This is a genomic window from Levilactobacillus acidifarinae DSM 19394 = JCM 15949 (assembly GCF_001434835.1).
GTDB lineage: Bacteria > Bacillota > Bacilli > Lactobacillales > Lactobacillaceae > Levilactobacillus > Levilactobacillus acidifarinae.
This window is the reverse complement of the sequence record NZ_AZDV01000001.1, coordinates 1-16121: the sequence shown is the minus strand read 5'-3', so window position 1 is coordinate 16121 and position 16121 is coordinate 1. Positions and strand designations below refer to the sequence as shown.

Sequence of the window (16121 nt, the reverse complement as noted above, 5' to 3'; positions counted from 1 at the left end):
TAAGATTATCCGTTATTTTCCGCCATGGCCGCACGCAACTGGGCTTCGTTCCACACCGGAACGCCCAGCGCTTGGGCCTTGGTCAGTTTACTCCCGGCCGCTTCACCGGCGATCAACAGGTCGGTCTTTTTGGACACCGACCCGGTGACCTTGGCACCGCGGGCTTCTAGCCAAGCCGTAGCTTCCGGTCGTGTCAGTTCCTGCAGCTTCCCAGTCAACACCACGCGTTGGTCGGTAAATTGGCTATCGGTCACCGTGACGGTCGGTCCACCAGTGTAGGTCAGGTTCACGTCCGCGGCGGCTAGCCGATCGATCAAGGCTTGTGCCTGGTCGGTGCCGAAATAGGTCACAACGCTGTCGGCAATAGTTTGACCGATGTTGTCGATGGCCGCAATCGTCTCGGCGTCCGCGGTCATCAGGCTGCGGACGTCACCGAAGTGTTCGGCCAAGACCCGACCGGCCTTGGCGCCCACGTGACGAATGCCCAGGCCAAAGAGTAACCGTTCTAATGAATTATGACGACTATTATCAATGGCTGTCAAGAGGTTTTGGGCGGACTTGTCCCCAAATTTATCTAAAGTTAACAATTGTTCGCTCGTTAAATGATACAAACTCGCCACGTCGGTAACCAACTGCTTGTCAAAAAGCTGTGCCACAATCTTGGGTCCCAAGCCGTCGATGTTCATGGCGTTCCGCGAGGCAAAGTGGTTCATCCCCTCGGCTAACTGCGCCGGGCAACTGGGGTTGATGCACCGTAAGGCAACTTCTTCATCCAGATGGACCAGCTTGGCGCCACAGGACGGGCAAAACTCGGGAATCTCGGCCGGTTGCGCGTCGGCCGGACGTTTGGCCGCCACGAACTGTGAGATTTCGGGAATGATGTCGCCGGCCTTGTGCAACAGGACCGTATCGCCTAACCGAATGTCCTTGGCCGCCAAATAGTCCGGGTTATGCAGTGACGCCCGGGCCACGGTACTGCCGGCTAGTTGAACCGGATCCATAGCCGCGGTCGGCGTGACGATGCCGGTCCGCCCCACGGTCCATTCAATGTCGCGGACCACGGTTTCCACCTCTTCGGGAGGGAACTTGTAGGCAATCGCCCAGCGCGGCACCTTGACCGTCGCCCCGATGGCCCGCTGTAACGGTAACGGGTTGGCCTTGATGACGATGCCGTCGATGCCGTACGCTAAATCGGCGCGTTTAGCTTGGTACTGGTCGATGTAGGCGGCCACGTCGTCCATGTCGTGGGCCACCTGGTAGGTCGGGTTAGTGCTAAAACCCAACTCGGCCAGCTCGTCGAGTAAGCCGCTTTGCGTCCGGGTGTCTAACGGTTCGTAGTCGGCGATGTTGTACATGAAGGTCGCCAGCTTCCGGTCGGCGGTCACCTGAACGTCGAGTTGGCGTAGGCTCCCCGCCGCGGCGTTCCGCGGGTTGGCAAAGGGCGCCTCCCCTTCGGCTTCGCGGCGCGCATTCAAGTCCAAGAAGGCTTGCTTAGGCATGTAGCACTCGCCCCGTACGTCGATGGTCAGCGGCCGACTGAGCGTCTTAGGAATCGACGGTAAGGTCGCCAGGTTGGCGGTAATGTCCTCGCCAATCCGACCGTTGCCCCGCGTGGAACCCTGAACAAATTTACCGTTTTCGTAACGTAGCGAAATGGCCAGACCGTCGATTTTAAGCTCACAGTTATAGTCGAAGCCAGTCTCGTCGCCGTCCTCGGCGGCCACGTCCTTGCGTAGCCGCGCGTCAAATTCTTTAAGTTCATCCACCGAAAAAACGTCACCCAACGACAACATCGGGATGTCGTGATTGACCTTGGGCAGGTCGCCCCGGGTGGTCCCACCGACGTGTTGGGTCGGTGACTCCGGCGTCACAATGGCCGGAAAGGCAGTTTCTAGGGCGACTAACCGGGCGTAAACCCGGTCGTAGACGTCATCTTCGACCGCCGGCGCGTCGGCGTCGTAGTACTGTTTGCCCCATTGCAGCAGCTGGGGCCGCAGGTCGGCGGCTTCATCGGCGGCCTGTTGTTGGGTTAGATCTTTAACGGGTTTGTCAGTCATCATCTGAATTGCTCCCCCTTTAGGTTTTTATCAATTTAAATTAGGTTTGTACTTGTCGCTGCACTCCGCCGAGCAAGATTAGCTATGGTGGGCACGATTCTGAAGCCACGCATAACCCGCGTGTCTCCAGAAATCGACCTTGATGTAAGCCGACCAAAAACGTCGACTAACATCAACTTCACCATAGCCAATCCAGTCGGCTCCGTTACGCTACTACTGACGGTAAATTCCACTATTGCATGAAGAGTATTATCCACCCCTGATGAAAAAAGCTACCAGTAACCCCGGCTGTCATTCCTTGACTATTGGTGAATTACCAAACCATATGTCACCAGCAACAACTAGCGTGAGCGTAACAGAGTCGAATGGTGACTGGTAGTGAAATGATGGTTAGTCAGCGTTTCTTGCTGGCTTACCATCAGGTCGAGTTCTGGAGACTCGAGGGTTTCGAGGCTTCAGAATCGTGCCCACTACCAGTCGCTAATCGACGGCGTGGAGCGCCAACCTTCACACCATAGCTAATCTTGCTCGGCGAAATGGAGCGATTCCCCACTCAATAACACTTTAATTTTACGCCAGATAGCTCAAAAATGTTACTCGCTACCCCTGAAAAAAACGCCACCACGGTCGTTGACCGCCGTGACGCTTTTGCGTTTAAGGTTAATCGACACGTTTGATGGGGGCGAAGGCGGCCAACAGCCGCTTAACACCCTGTTCTGGAAAGGCAATGTCGAGCTCGGCGTCTTCGCCGGTCCCGCTGACCTTGACTACGGTCCCCACACCCCACTTCTTGTGGCTGGCCTTGTCGCCCACGGTCCAGGCAACCTTACCGGCTCCGGTCCCCGTGTCAGTCGACACCCGACCGGTCTTACCGTGGTACGGGTTGGCAACCGCACTGGCCGTTCGCCGGGCAAACGGCACGTCGCGGCGTGAAGGCGTCAAGCCACTCTTACTTTCGCTGTAGTCCAAGTGTAAGAGTTCCGGATTGATTTCGGTCACGAACCGGGATTCCGGATTATTCTGCCGCCGACCGTAGAGCATCCGCGAATAGGCGTTGGTCAGATACAGTTTATTTTGCGCCCGCGTGATGCCCACGTAAGCTAACCGGCGTTCTTCTTCCAGTTCGTCTTCTTCGAGCATGGCCCGCGATAACGGGAAGATGCCCTCTTCGAGCCCCATTAAGAAGATGACCGGAAATTCCAACCCTTTGGCGGCGTGGAGCGTCATCAACGTCACTTCGGCGGGTTCTTCGTCGACGTCGTCTTGGGCCGAGACCAGCGCTAAATCAGCCAAGAATTCGACCAACCGATTATCGTTCTCGTCGTGATCGGCCTGATCCCAGTCCGTGTCGAACTTCTGGGTCACGGACAGGAATTCTTCGATGTTTTCCACCCGGGTCTCGGCTTCCAGTGACTTGGCGTCCTTGAGGAGCTTCAGGTAGCCGGTCTTATCCAAAATATCGTTGGTGATGTCGGACACGCTGGCCGTGGCTGCCGTGGCCTGCACCGTGGCAATCGTGTGGCCGAACTTATCCATCGCGTTGCGCGTCCGGGTACTGATGTTGGTGGCTAGCGTAATGTTTTGCGTGGCTTCCAATTCCGTCCAGTCGTTGTAATCGGCGAAGTCGCGCAGTTTTTCTAAGCTGGTGGCCCCGATACCTCGCTTGGGTTCGTTGATGATCCGTTCCAGGCTCATCGAATCGGCCGGGTTGGCGATCAACGTCAGGTAAGCCAAAACGTCACGGATTTCCTTCCGGTCGTAGAACTTGTGGCCCCCGACCATGGTGTACGGAATGTTGGCCTTGACCAGCGTTTCTTCAATCACCCGGGATTGGGCGTTGGTCCGATACAGCACGGCGAAGTCACCGTATCCGCGGTGGTGTTGTTCGCGTTCTTCTTGAATCTTGGCCACCACGTAATGGGCCTCGTCGTTTTCGTTTTGCCCGCGGTAATACGAAATCTTATCGCCCTCCGGATTTTCCGTCCAGAGGTCCTTTTTCTTCCGGTTGACGTTCTTTTGAATCACGTCGTTAGCCGCTTCCAGGATGGTCTTGGTCGAGCGGTAGTTCTGTTCCAGTAAGGTCACGTGTGCGCCCGGATAATCCCGTTCAAAGTTCAGGATGTTTTCCATGTTGGCGCCCCGCCAGCCGTAGATACTCTGGTCACCATCCCCGACCACGCACAGGTTGTCGTGCTTTTTGGCCAGCATGTTGACCAGCATGTACTGCGCGTCGTTGGTATCCTGGTATTCGTCGACGTGGATGTATTGAAATTTGTCCTGGTAGTAGCCCAGCACGTCGGGATTCTGTTGAAAGAGTTGAATCGTCAACATGATCAAGTCATCAAAATCCATGGCCTGGTTGGCCTTTAACGCCCGTTGGTAGCGGTCGTAGACTTCGGCCACCTTTTGCTTGAACGGGTCACCCGCTTCGGCCGCCAACATGGCCGGCGTCTGCAGGGCGTTCTTCGCGTTGGAAATGGTGCTCAAAACGGAACGCGGGTCGTACTTCTTCACGTCCAGGTTGAGTTCCTGTAAGGTCCGCTTGATCAGCGTGCGTTGTTCGCCGGTGTCGGCGATGGTGAAGGCGCGCGTGTAGCCTAATTTATCGGCATCGCGGCGCAAGACCCGCACACACAAGGCGTGGAACGTCGAGACCCAGACGTCGTTGCCGTCGGGGCCCAAAAGCTTGATCACCCGTTCGCGCATTTCCTTGGCGGCCTTGTTGGTAAAGGTGATCGCCAAGATGTGCCACGGTAACACGTGGTTGTGTTCGATCAGATAGGCCACCCGGTGGGTCAAGACCCGCGTCTTCCCACTCCCGGCGCCGGCCAATACCAATAAGGGGCCCTCCGTCTGCAGGACGGCCTCCGTTTGTTTGTCATTCATGCCCGTTAACAATTCTTCTCCTGCCACCGTGAACACAATCCTCTCTGTAGTTAGTCCTGACTATTATACCAAAGAAACATACGTTCTGCCGAGTTCCCGGGAAATTTAAGAGAAAATTTGTCGGGAGAATTTAGCTAACCGACAGGGCTAAATATCGACTGCACCCCTCACTTAGAGATTCGTTTCCCGCTGAGCGTCACGATAATTCTGCTCATTAAGTTCAAGTGTTTTAATCCGCTGTCGGAGAGCTTGTAAGGCGTGTTCTACCATGAAAACTTCGAAGGGTTCTTCATTACCGCAACGCGCCAATTCCAGTCTTTCCAGGTAGGCTGTCCGGACGGTGGGGTGTAGATTAACGCTGGGATAACCCGCCTGAGTCAACATTAGATTCATCAATAAACGTGCAGTCCGACCGTTACCGTCGAGGAAAGGATGGATTGTCACCAACCGCCGATGTAACTGTACCGCTAAAAGTACGGGTGAAATTTTTCCAACACTACCATCTAACCAGGTCTCGAATTCCACCATGGCCGGTTCAAGTCTTTGCGGTAACATATACGGGTGCGTTTCTAAACCACAGGGCCAGGCCGGAACCGTCCGATATCCCACCATGGGGTGTCGAAGTTGATACACTGGTCCCAAAATAAGCCGATTAATCTCCTGAATCGTGGTTATGGTTAAAGCAGGGACAACCGTTGGCTTCATGACAGCTAGGTAGGCCGTATTCAGATTTATGGCGTCCAACGTATCCCTAACGGTCGCTCCCGCAACCGTTATTCCCGCTTGAACGATTGAAGCCGTCTGTGGTTGTGTCAGCCGATTCCCTTCCAGGGCGTTAGAGGCCCAGACGTGTTCGATACGCACGTTAGTGGCGAGTTGATGGGCCTGTGGCCGGGATAACGGTTTTAATTGTGCTAAACGGCCCCTTAGTGCTATTGTCTGCTCTAGCTTTGATTGTAAACCCATAAGATCATTTCCCCCTTAACCTCACCTAATGACTTTAACAGTCCCTGTAAGCTTTGGTGTTCCTTCTGACAAAGCTTACCATATTGAACTACTTACAGATGGGACGATTGCCTATCATCCTGACAAGCCGCAAAACATCTTTGACACCGATTTTGATTTCTCAAAGGCGATGAAGGACATGGGAATTCACGATAACGGCAAGTTAACAGGTAAAGAAAATGTCTGGTAAGCTAGAGAAAAAGGCCATCCCTAAACCGGGCGACTTGATTTGAATCGATGCGGAACCACACGCTGGTCAAGAATCCGGTGACCACGATGCCATCCGCGGCAATAGTCGACGACCAATGCTAGTCATTAGTGACGAAATCTATAATCGCAGCACACACATGGTCGTTGGGTTCCCCATTACGTCGTCTGAAATCGCTCAAACAATGCCCGCCGCAACAATTATGAGAATAGAGGACCAGTCTATTCATGGCTATGCCGTTTTCAGTGGCATTTTAGGATATGACTACCAGGCACGTCATGGTAAGATTGTTGGCGAAATTAATAGGAATTCGCGTAAAAAAGCCCTAATAGCAGTTCGGAGTATCTTTGGGCTATTATTAGATTAGCCCCAAAAAGCGTTCAGGATAAATGACTGAACGCTTTTTTAAGTCGTTTCTATTTTTCATCACTCAATTTCACCCCAGCCGCATGGTCAATACCGGGTACGGCTGACCCTGTTCATCCGTGGCGCTACGTTCAGTCACCTGAAAGCCCATGTGCTGATAAAACCCTAAAGCGCCGGGATTCTGTTCGTTAACCGTTAACCGGTCGACGCCGCACTGCTGGATGCCGTAGGTCAGCAGTTGTTTGCCCAACCCGTGGCCCCGTTGGTCGGCGGCAATGAACAACATGTCCAGGTGATGTTGCGTGAGGCCCATAAAGGCCACCGGTTCGCCGTCGTTATCGGTCAGCACCACTAATTTGGGCACTTGCCGTAGCGCCTGGGGCACGTAGGCCTTGATCTGGGTCACCTCGTCAGTTGATAAAAAGAGGTGCGTCGCGCGCACCGAACCCTCCCACAATGCTACCAATTGGTCGATTAATAACTGGGGGCGTTCTTGAATTTCGTGAATCGTCATATTATATTGGGTTCCTCCTTCAGTCAAAAAATGACCACCCACCCCGGGGTAGCCACCGATGCTGCTATTTCGTTTCGTCCAGTGCCCGCGGCAAGGACGTCTGTTGGGCGTCCAACTCGCGGACTTGGCGCATGGATTCCTGAATCCACGCTTGGTGGGCCGGGTCACCTAACACTAGCTGGTTGGCCCGCAAGTTGCGGTAATTCGCTTCGGAAATGATCACCACTTCGTCGCCGTTCTTGGCCGTCACCGTGAGGGGCTTGCGACGATCCGTCACCCCGTTTAAATAGTGACAAACCTTACGTTGTAACTCCGTATCCGTGATGTGTTCCATCGTCAGGGCCTCCCTTAGCCGGTTGCGCGTCTCAAGTTACGTTAATCATACCCGATAGCCCTGAGAAAAGCTTCCCAAACGATTTATGGGTGAACAACCCTTTAAGCTACTAACTTAACCAGCCCCTTGGTTTCTCCATCTAAAAGAGGTCTTTGAACCAACTGGCTCAAAGACCTTTTAACTTAGATTCAACTTATTCGGCGGTATCGTCCGCATCATCGTCCGACCAGATCCCAGTATCATCAAGTTGGTCTAACATGGTCTTGGCCGAATCGCCCGTTACGGCGATGTGACCCATGATGTCGTCGGGCCGCTGGTTGCGCAGGTGGTAGAAGTTGAAATGCCAATTAGGCTTGATCTGCCACTGGGTCCGCATGGCCGGTTGTTGGCTGACCATGAAGGCCACCGTCACGGCCGGCGTCAAAATCTGAGGCGTCGCTAATGGCAAGCCACAGATGGCGCGCAGATGTTGATCGAATTCGTCGACCGTGGCGGCCACGGCGAAGACGTAGCCGTTTTCACTCGGCGCCGGCGTGATCTTCTTGACATAGATGGCGCCACTCTTGGTCAGGTAGAAGCTGACCTCGTAGACCCCCACGTAGTTGACGTGCTTGCCGACTTCGCCCGCGATGCGTTGGAGTTCCCCGGCAACGGCTTGATCCACGTTAGCCGGGACCCAGGTCTTAAACGCCCGGTCGTCGATGGATTGTGCTTCGGTAATCGGGAACAACTGTTGGTTACCCGCCGCGTCTCGAGCCACGATCAAGGAGTACTCCTTGTCGTAGGCAATCTGGGATTCCAAAATGTAGGTCCCCCAGTCCAGTAGACCGGCCGCCTTGGCGATGTCCGTTTGGGTGCGAATCACTAACTCGCGGCCCCGGGACCATTCCTTTTGAATCGGCTTAAGCACACACGGGTAACCGATCGAGTTGACGGATTGGTACACGTCATCAAGGCTAATGATCGTGGCGTACGGCGCGATATTGACGTTTAATTGTTCGAAGAAGGCCCGTTCGAGTAAGCGGTCCTGCATCATTTCCAGCAGGTCGCTACCTTGCGGAATCCGGGTGAACTGGGACAAAAACTTCACGACGGCGGTGCTGACGTGGTCGGAATCGTAGACCACCGCCGCACAGCTTTCCGCAAAATGTTGTAACTTGTCCTTATCTTTGGCGGTCCCCACTGCCTTGAAGTCGGCTAGTTGTAAGGCTTCGCCGGTTTCGTCGGCGCCGTATGCCCCCACGCGCAACCCCATCTTGCGGGCCGTGGTGACCAACATTGCGGCGTTGGCACTGTTGCCAATCACCCCAATGGTATCTCCTGGATATAAGACCGTATTCGCCAATTTACTCCCTACTTTCCACGTTTAGTTTAAGTTTGATTTTTAAATATAGTTTGTTGTTGCCGCTGCGCTCCGTCGAGCAAGATTCGCTATGGTGGGCACGATTTCGGAGCCCGCCAAACCCGCGGTCTCCGAAACTCGACCTTAATGTAAGCCGACCCAAAACGTCGACTAACATTAATTTCACCATAGCCAATCCAGTCGACTCCGCTCCGCTAAGTTTGGTAGGTAATCCACCAGATAGTATCGTTACCCCCAGCTTACAGGTTGCGTCTTCGCAAGTAAAGCTGACAACGACCAATGTCCAGCCTGGAGGCTCTCGGGGGCTCAGCCAGCGAAATTATTCTTGGGTGGCGTTTTATGCCGCCCTAGAATAAGGCCGAGTTTTGAAACTCGCGCCTTTTGCGAGGTTCAGAATCGTGCCCGCAGGCGTTCCAGCCCCTGAGAGCCGGAAGGCGAACAGTTTCAGCTACCCCGTTCCAGCCCGTTTTGACTTGGCCGGAAGCGGCAGATTTTACCTAACTCAAGTTTAAAGTTTTGCCGCAGAATACACAAGCGTTAGCCCGCTAGTCCTGCGCAAAGGTCACCGTACCGTTCTCGAACTTGGCGATGCTGGCCAAAGCGACCAACGGGATGCCCGCGTCCGTGACCAACTGGTGGCCCTTCTGGAAGCGTTTCTCAATGACCACGCCCACGCCGGCAACCTTGATCTGGGCCGTTTCAGCGATGTCCAGTAAGCCCTGAACCGCCTGGCCGTTCGCCAAGAAGTCGTCGATAATTAGGACGTTGTCGTCGGGACTCAAGAAGCGCCGGTCGATCGAGATGTCGTTATTGACCTGCTTGGTGTACGAGTAGACCTTGGCCGTGTACAGGTGGTCGGTCAGCGTCAGACTCTTGTGTTTCCGGGCGAAAATCATCGGTACGCCCAAATGCAGGGCTGCCATCACGGCCGGCGCGATCCCGGAAGACTCGACGGTGAGGACCTTGGTCACCCCGGCGTCTTTGAACTTCCGGGCGAACTCGGCGCCCATCTGGTCCATCAGTTGGGGGTCGACTTCGTGGTTCAAGAAGTTATCCACCTTCAAAACGTTCCCGGGTAAAATCGTGCCATCCTTTAAAATACGGTCCTCTAAAATTTTCATAATAGCCTCCAAGCTCTCGTTTGCCGTTTAAACTGTTAACTTCCATTCTACCCGACTTATCGTCAAATGCACAACGCCCGGGCCGATAAATTTAGGAAGCTTTAAGGTCACAATAGTCCGATAGCTTCACAAACCACCGTGAAGACGGCTAACAGGCCGAGGTTGCGCACCGCCAAGATGAAGGTTTCCTTTTTAACCTGAACCTTGAAGAAGGCGCGGATGTTTTTGCCCACCGGTACGGCGCTGACTAGGGCCAGTAACGACCAGACCGGTAAGTCCCCAATGAGGACGCTGACGATCAACGACAGGTACCCCACGACGTAGAAACCGGCAAACAGCCACAAGGCGCGTTGCTTGCCGATGAAGTACACGATGGTGGTCCGGTTGAGATCCAGGTCTTCCTGGGCGTCACAGATGTTGTTGGCCAGTAGTAAGGCGGCGATGGCCGTGACGGCCACCCCGGAAGCCAGCAGGACCCGGCCCCACAATGTCCACGTCAAGACATTGGTTTGATAAAGGTTCAGGTAGACGGTGATCGCCATGATCATGAAACCCATGGTGAAGCCGGCGAAGAACTCTCCGGTCGGCGTCCCGGACAACGGCTTGGGTCCACCAGCGTAGAGGTAACCCACCAGAAAACAGAAGATGCCCATGACCAGGAGCGGCCAACCAGTCAGCCAGACCAGGTACAGCCCAATCAGCGCGGCCACCACCGTGAAACTGGCCATCAGCGCGAAGATGCCGTGGACGTTCAAGTGGTGCACCCCGATAATATTGGTATGTTTTTTCCATTCGGCGGCTTGATTATCGTCGGCCTTGGTGTAATCTTGGTAGTTGTCGTTGATGTCCACGGCCATGTTGAACAGGAACATGGCGATGAAGAACAGTAGACTGATCCCCCCATTTAAGTGGCCATAATTATGGAAGACAAAAATCAGGCCCAGTAAAAACGGCCAGACGGATGCAATTTTGGCTTTAATTTCGACTAATTCTAGAAAAACTTTCAGGTTCACGCTAATTTCCCCCAGTTTCGTCACCCCTAGGGGCGGCTTTGTTTGACAACGTTTCCGGTTGTCGGTAAGATTAATTTTGACTAACAAACGAGGTGCAGTATGGATCGACAACTTTGGCGGCAATTTCCGCAGGTTGAGCCAGAACTCAACGCGTTACAGCCCTATCTGCTGGATGCGGTAAACTTGACCAACCAACCTATCCACAATAAAATATTAGCCTTATTGGAATCCGGCGGCAAGCTTCTCCGTCCCGGATACTTTTATTTATTTACCAAATTTGGCGAACCGGTACCGGCCGAACGCTTACGATCCGGGGCCGCGGCGCTAGAAATTCTCCACGTGGGGACGTTGATTCACGACGACGTGATTGACGCCTCCCCCACTCGCCGCGGGGTGCGGACCATTCAGATGAAGTACGGCCAACGCAACGCGATTTACGCCGGGGACTTCATGTTCACGGTCTACTTCGACCAGGTTTTAAAGTCGACCAGCGATACATACTTGATTCAAACCCACATTAACGCCATGCACAAGATTTTGACCGGCGAACTGGGCCAAATGGCATTGAACTACCAAGAGGACGCCACGCTAGACGCTTACCTGAGTGAAATTGCCGGCAAGACGGCCGAGCTGTTCGCGCTGGCCTGTTACCAAGGCGCCATGCTGACCAACGCACCGCAAGTCGTGCAGGACAGTGCCCGGCCGATCGGTGAGGCTATCGGGAGCGCCTACCAGATGTTAGACGACATCTTGGACTACGCGGGTGACCCGAAGAAGACCAAGAAACCGATCTTGGAAGACCTGCGTTCCGGCGTGTACTCGTTGCCACTCTTGCTGGCAATGCCTAAGGCCAAACGTGACTTCCATCAGTACCTGAAGAAACGTCAGGACATGACAGCAGACGATATCCTGGCCGTACGTGAACTGGTTACCCAACATGGTGGTGTCGAAGCCGCGCGGCAGTTAGCCACCGAATGGACGGACAGGGCGCTGAACCTGATTGCGGCGTTACCCGCTGGGAGTAACCGGGAGGCGCTGGCGCGGCTGACGGGGATGTTGTTAAAACGGGACCACTAAACTAAAATTCCAGTGTCCTAAGGGGACGTGGGGGTCGAACCCCACCTCCGGGATAAACGAGATACTAATAACGAGGTAGCCTATTTTCGAATAAGCTACCTCGTTTTTGTTTAGTAAATTTCGTGACTACTCTTAAAATGCTTGGCTAATTTCTTAGTTGTGTACTGGTGAGAATACGTTTCAATACCCGCGCCACCAGCCAACTTCAATACACGCACCTTTTTGCCATGATATTGACGCTGACTCAGCTTATAGTAGGTGCCATCACCAGCTGATTGATTCCAGCCCCGGACATCCGTCCAGCCATGGTAATGACCCGAAATAACGCCCCAATTATTATGTATTTTCAATTTATCTGGATTAGCGCTTAGTTTACGAGAGTGGATTGCTGTCGAATACTTGAACCACTCGCCACTACTATAACTACGTGACTTGATTTTCTTAGCCGTAATGGTCGTTTTGCCGTAGTGTCCTTTGCCATCATAATGCCACCAGGTCCCCCGAATCGACTTAGGTAACGTTCGTTCCGTCCTCTTCGCCTTGGCCTGAGCTGCCGTGGTCGTCAGTTCTACGCCGGACGTGCCAACCGCCATTGTGATTAGTAACGCACTGGTCAATTTTACCAACTTCTGCATCGTGAATTTCTCCTTTATAATTATTAACCACTTTTAGTATACCGCTCCCTATCACTAAGATTAATCATTTCCATAAAATAATTTGCATTAACCATAATCCTTATATCACTTAATTTATAGCCAGTTCTAATTACCATCTCCATCTAAAAGCGGTAAGATAGATTTATAATGACTAATTAACTGGGAGGAATCACTATGGGTCTTTTCGGCAATCATCCGGACACCACCGAGCTACGCGCCACCAATCAACAGCTTCAACAACAAACCCAGGCTTTGCAACAACGGCTAGACACCCTAAGCGAACACCTACAAAACGCCCAAGCACGGTATGATCAAGCTTCCGTGCGAATTCAAGACCTCGTAACCAAGACCCAGCAGCTGGAAGATCAAAAACGACAACTCTCGGCCTGGCACTTCTTCGAAAAAGACGAAGGTCACCACAATTACGTTTACGAATTACGCCTCCGGGACGGTAAGTACTACGTTGGCTCGACTAGTCACTTACGGAGTCGCATTCAAGCCCACTTTCTCGGTGAAAACGAGGACGGCTTCAAATGTGCTTACTGGACGACCGACCATCACCCGTTAGAGGTCATCGGTTTAACGGAATTTACCGACATCACCCGACCCGACTTGGAAGCGGCGGAGACCCAAGCTACGTTAAATCTGATGAAACGGTATGGTTACCAAGCCGTGCGGGGCGGCAAATTCACGGCAGTTCGAGAAGACCAACTTGTTAAGGCCCTAAATAACCCCGCTAACCAGCACACGTTTGGATATCAACCGCAAGAAGTGGGCATCTCCGCAGCTAAGCCAGTAGCCGTCAAGCATTCCACCCCACAGACCGATTATCTGTCAAAGTACCTTCCTCAACAACGACGAGCCGCTATCTTAGCCGCTCCGGCTAACGCCATTATCGCGATTACGGTGTCCGATAACAACGACTATCTGCTCTTTCACCGATTACGAAAAAGCTTAAACTTTGCGTTTAAGAAGTTGTCGACGGGGAAGTTCACCGTGGCCGGGGATGACCAATCCTCTAAGCGATTCGCCACGGTCCAAGAAGCCGTCATCTTGACGGACTGCACCAACAGTCAGGAAGCCAAGGCCTACCTGGATCAACGGCAAAAGCAGTTGGCAACTAACCACCACACCGTGTTTCGGGAAGATTATACTAAGTGAACCAAATCTACATAAAAGGAAGTTTTACCATGTTCAAGAAACTCATGATTACCATGCTAACGTTACTCCTCAGTTTGGGCACCTTCGCAACGGTTCAACCCGCTTCAGCCAAAAGCGTCTATCGGTCGATTCCCAAGTCATACCGGGGAACCTGGGTCCTGCGCTCCCCTAAAATTAAACGGGGGCAAAAGTTAGTGGTCCATGCCCGTTCCATTAAGGCCGCCGTGATTCAGTTCAAGGGTAAACAGCTTGGCGTCCACGTCGGTAAGGGTTACGTCACCGTCTTTCAGGCCCACAAGGGTAAACAAGTCGGTGAAAACTTCAACCTCAAGCGCAGTCACTATAAGCACCACAAGGCGTTGAAGATTACTTACGACACACAGACTGAATATTACACGAAGTAAGATCTCTAATCACACACTAAAACCGCCAACCGGAAAAACATCTGGTTGACGGTTTTATTCGACTTATTGTCCCCGCTGCGCATACTTGGCTTCCACGGCAGCCTTCTCAGCCCGCCACCAGTCTTCATGCTCACGATACCAGTCAATGGTCTGCTGTAAGCCCTGCACAAAGTAAGTGACTTCTGACCGCTAGTCTAGTTTTTGGCGGAGCTTCGTGATATTAATCGCATAACGACAGCCATCTAACACCTTTTAGTCGATATGTCTTACCAGTAATTTTCGCCACGGGAACATCATAAACAAACCGGTGGAAAATAGCCAAGTTGTTTTCATATTGGCGTCTATGAACTTAAAAAATAAGTTGCCACATCTTGCTCAATTGATAAATAATCAAAATTACTTAACCGGTAACTCCAGTGATTCTAAAGCCAAAACTCCCAATAATACATGCTATCTACCTTGTCATTCTAGACAGAGCATAGTGTTTACCAGCCGTAAAATCATACTGAACCAACTGATAATCTTTTAAAAGTTGTTTTTGTTTCGTTGTTAATTTTGAAACACTCGTGAACGCACCATTTTCTCGATTTATTAAATTCATTCCACCACTAGGCAAATTAGGGTCAGCTGAAGTTGTGGATACTTTTGAAGCAATAATTGGTAGCTTCTCAGTTACTTCTTTCAGTAAAGCATAATACGGGGTTGTTTGGGTATTAGTAACCTGCTGCATTTCATTAGCAAAGGAGTAAGTGCCAATCATACTTTGATATGCTGTTTTTCTCAAGGAAAGATGATTAGACCAGATGAAATAAGGTGTCTCATGCATAGCTACCCCATACTTTTCTAAATTCACATGATTATAAATACTAGGTAAATGATCTCCATAAAATACTACCGTAATATTCTGTTTCATTTTTTTCAGTTGCTTAAGAAGATATCGATTATCAGAATCTGTATAATTAATTCCTTGCGCATACGTTTCAATCATCGCTTTTTCTTTAGCCGAAATATTCCCTGTTACTTTAAAACGATTATTCTTGTAATAATTACTGTATGGCATATGGTTCTGCATAGTAGACAACTGAATAAAATCACTATTTTTGTTGCTTTTTAACGTATTAATCAAATTTTTGTAAACTGCGCGATCTGAAACATAGGGATTCTTATCAATTGTTTTAATATACGGTTTTGTATAACCATGCTTTAAATAATTAAATTCATTAAATTGCATCTTTTTAAAGACCGCTTTTCGCGAATATAATGTTCCCTCATATGGGTGAATTGCCATGCTTCGACTGAACAAGTTGTTAATAGAAAAGGTCTTCGTTTGATGGACTACCAACTGTGTATAGGGGGTTGGCAATGTTGCAGAAAAATTGCCTAACGATAATCCCGTTAATGCTTGATATTCCATGTTTGCGGTCCCGCCACCATAGCCATCGCTAATCATATTACCACCAACGCCATTACGAATAACATTTCGAGTATAGGGTATAGGATCGTGATTCAATCTTATACCTGGTACCTTGGTTGGATCACTAAAACTCTCTGATAAAATAAAAACCACTTTCTGTTTTTTACCTGTTCTTGTTTTATTCTCATCGCGACTTATTTTCGTATATCGCGCAACGAGCTTAGCCATGGTTGCTTTTGAATACCTATCAGGTTTATCCATAACTTGGATATTCATATTATTAAAAAAGTTCACAATAGGACCATTAGTTTCAACAGCAATCTCTGGATTTAAATAGAGCGGATTATTTCCCATCGCATGTGCAACTTTATAGGATAAAGTATCCTTTTTCTGTGCATTAAAAAATCCGTAACCACATATTGCCGTCAATAGAATAACAGTAACACCTACAATTCGAGATATACGCAAATCATAGTTCCGAAATCCAAAGAGTTCGGGACATAACTCGAGTTCTATAGAAAAACAGGAAGGAAATTCTCGAT

General features: G+C 51.1%; 15 protein-coding genes and 1 pseudogene. 5 read left to right on the top strand and 11 right to left on the bottom strand.

The window, feature by feature from the left end; all coding sequences use genetic code 11:
- Positions 1-5: 5 nt before the first annotated feature.
- The 3 genes from ligA to FD25_RS14440 all read right to left on the bottom strand — a co-directional run bounded on the left by ligA (position 6) and on the right by FD25_RS14440 (position 5909).
- The gene (gene ligA / locus FD25_RS00065; protein ID WP_057800626.1) at positions 6-2057 is read right to left on the bottom strand and encodes an NAD-dependent DNA ligase LigA; all 2052 of its coding nucleotides are present in this window, start codon (positions 2055-2057) and stop codon (positions 6-8) included.
- 660 nt (positions 2058-2717) lie between these two features.
- Entirely contained in the window at positions 2718-4970 is a 2253-nt protein-coding gene (pcrA, locus tag FD25_RS00060) for a DNA helicase PcrA (RefSeq protein ID WP_146999932.1), read from the bottom strand.
- Positions 4971-5114: 144 nt separating this feature from the next.
- The gene (locus FD25_RS14440; protein WP_057800557.1) at positions 5115-5909 is read right to left on the bottom strand and encodes a Fic family protein; all 795 of its coding nucleotides are present in this window, start codon (positions 5907-5909) and stop codon (positions 5115-5117) included.
- Between the two features lie 28 nt (positions 5910-5937).
- Between FD25_RS14440 and FD25_RS13985 the strand changes: the two genes are divergently transcribed.
- Together FD25_RS13985 and FD25_RS14475 are read left to right on the top strand one after the other, a co-directional pair.
- Entirely contained in the window at positions 5938-6138 is a 201-nt protein-coding gene (locus FD25_RS13985) for a hypothetical protein (RefSeq protein ID WP_146999933.1), read from the top strand.
- Between the two features lie 43 nt (positions 6139-6181).
- The gene (locus tag FD25_RS14475) at positions 6182-6523 is read left to right on the top strand and encodes a type II toxin-antitoxin system PemK/MazF family toxin (protein WP_420835896.1); all 342 of its coding nucleotides are present in this window, start codon (positions 6182-6184) and stop codon (positions 6521-6523) included.
- Positions 6524-6592: 69 nt separating this feature from the next.
- On the opposite strand, the gene FD25_RS00050 is transcribed toward FD25_RS14475, so the two are convergent.
- The 5 genes from FD25_RS00050 to FD25_RS00030 form a co-directional block, all read right to left on the bottom strand.
- Complete coding sequence (locus tag FD25_RS00050) at positions 6593-7036, bottom strand: GNAT family N-acetyltransferase (RefSeq protein WP_057800556.1); 444 nt, start codon at positions 7034-7036, stop codon at positions 6593-6595.
- A 64-nt stretch (positions 7037-7100) separates the two neighbouring features.
- Positions 7101-7370, bottom strand: coding sequence for a type II toxin-antitoxin system prevent-host-death family antitoxin (locus tag FD25_RS00045; protein ID WP_057800555.1), 270 nt, complete (start codon positions 7368-7370; stop codon positions 7101-7103).
- Positions 7371-7563: 193 nt separating this feature from the next.
- On the bottom strand, positions 7564-8715 hold the full coding sequence (locus FD25_RS00040; protein ID WP_057800554.1) for an ATP-grasp domain-containing protein: 1152 nt from the start codon (positions 8713-8715) through the stop codon (positions 7564-7566).
- A 563-nt stretch (positions 8716-9278) separates the two neighbouring features.
- Positions 9279-9854, bottom strand: coding sequence for a xanthine phosphoribosyltransferase (locus FD25_RS00035; RefSeq protein WP_057800553.1), 576 nt, complete (start codon positions 9852-9854; stop codon positions 9279-9281).
- 107 nt (positions 9855-9961) lie between these two features.
- Complete coding sequence (locus FD25_RS00030) at positions 9962-10867, bottom strand: 1,4-dihydroxy-2-naphthoate polyprenyltransferase (RefSeq protein ID WP_057800552.1); 906 nt, start codon at positions 10865-10867, stop codon at positions 9962-9964.
- A gap of 99 nt (positions 10868-10966) precedes the next feature.
- Here FD25_RS00030 and FD25_RS00025 point away from each other — a divergent pair, with 99 nt between their 5' ends.
- On the top strand, positions 10967-11944 hold the full coding sequence (locus tag FD25_RS00025) for a polyprenyl synthetase family protein (protein ID WP_057800551.1): 978 nt from the start codon (positions 10967-10969) through the stop codon (positions 11942-11944).
- 110 nt (positions 11945-12054) lie between these two features.
- Here FD25_RS00025 and FD25_RS00020 read toward each other — a convergent pair whose 3' ends face one another.
- The gene (locus tag FD25_RS00020) at positions 12055-12579 is read right to left on the bottom strand and encodes a hypothetical protein (protein ID WP_057800550.1); all 525 of its coding nucleotides are present in this window, start codon (positions 12577-12579) and stop codon (positions 12055-12057) included.
- A 195-nt stretch (positions 12580-12774) separates the two neighbouring features.
- Here FD25_RS00020 and FD25_RS00015 point away from each other — a divergent pair, with 195 nt between their 5' ends.
- Positions 12775-13761, top strand: a complete 987-nt coding sequence (locus tag FD25_RS00015) for a GIY-YIG nuclease family protein (RefSeq protein ID WP_057800549.1) — start codon at positions 12775-12777, stop codon at positions 13759-13761.
- Between the two features lie 29 nt (positions 13762-13790).
- The gene (locus FD25_RS00010) at positions 13791-14165 is read left to right on the top strand and encodes a hypothetical protein (RefSeq protein ID WP_057800548.1); all 375 of its coding nucleotides are present in this window, start codon (positions 13791-13793) and stop codon (positions 14163-14165) included.
- Positions 14166-14228: 63 nt separating this feature from the next.
- Here FD25_RS00010 and FD25_RS14250 read toward each other — a convergent pair.
- Positions 14229-14399: pseudogene (locus FD25_RS14250) on the bottom strand (dTDP-glucose 4,6-dehydratase); the annotation flags it as partial.
- 220 nt (positions 14400-14619) lie between these two features.
- Positions 14620-16121 (bottom strand): LTA synthase family protein (locus FD25_RS00005; protein ID WP_157050042.1); only part of this gene is annotated, 1502 nt, incomplete at its 5' end.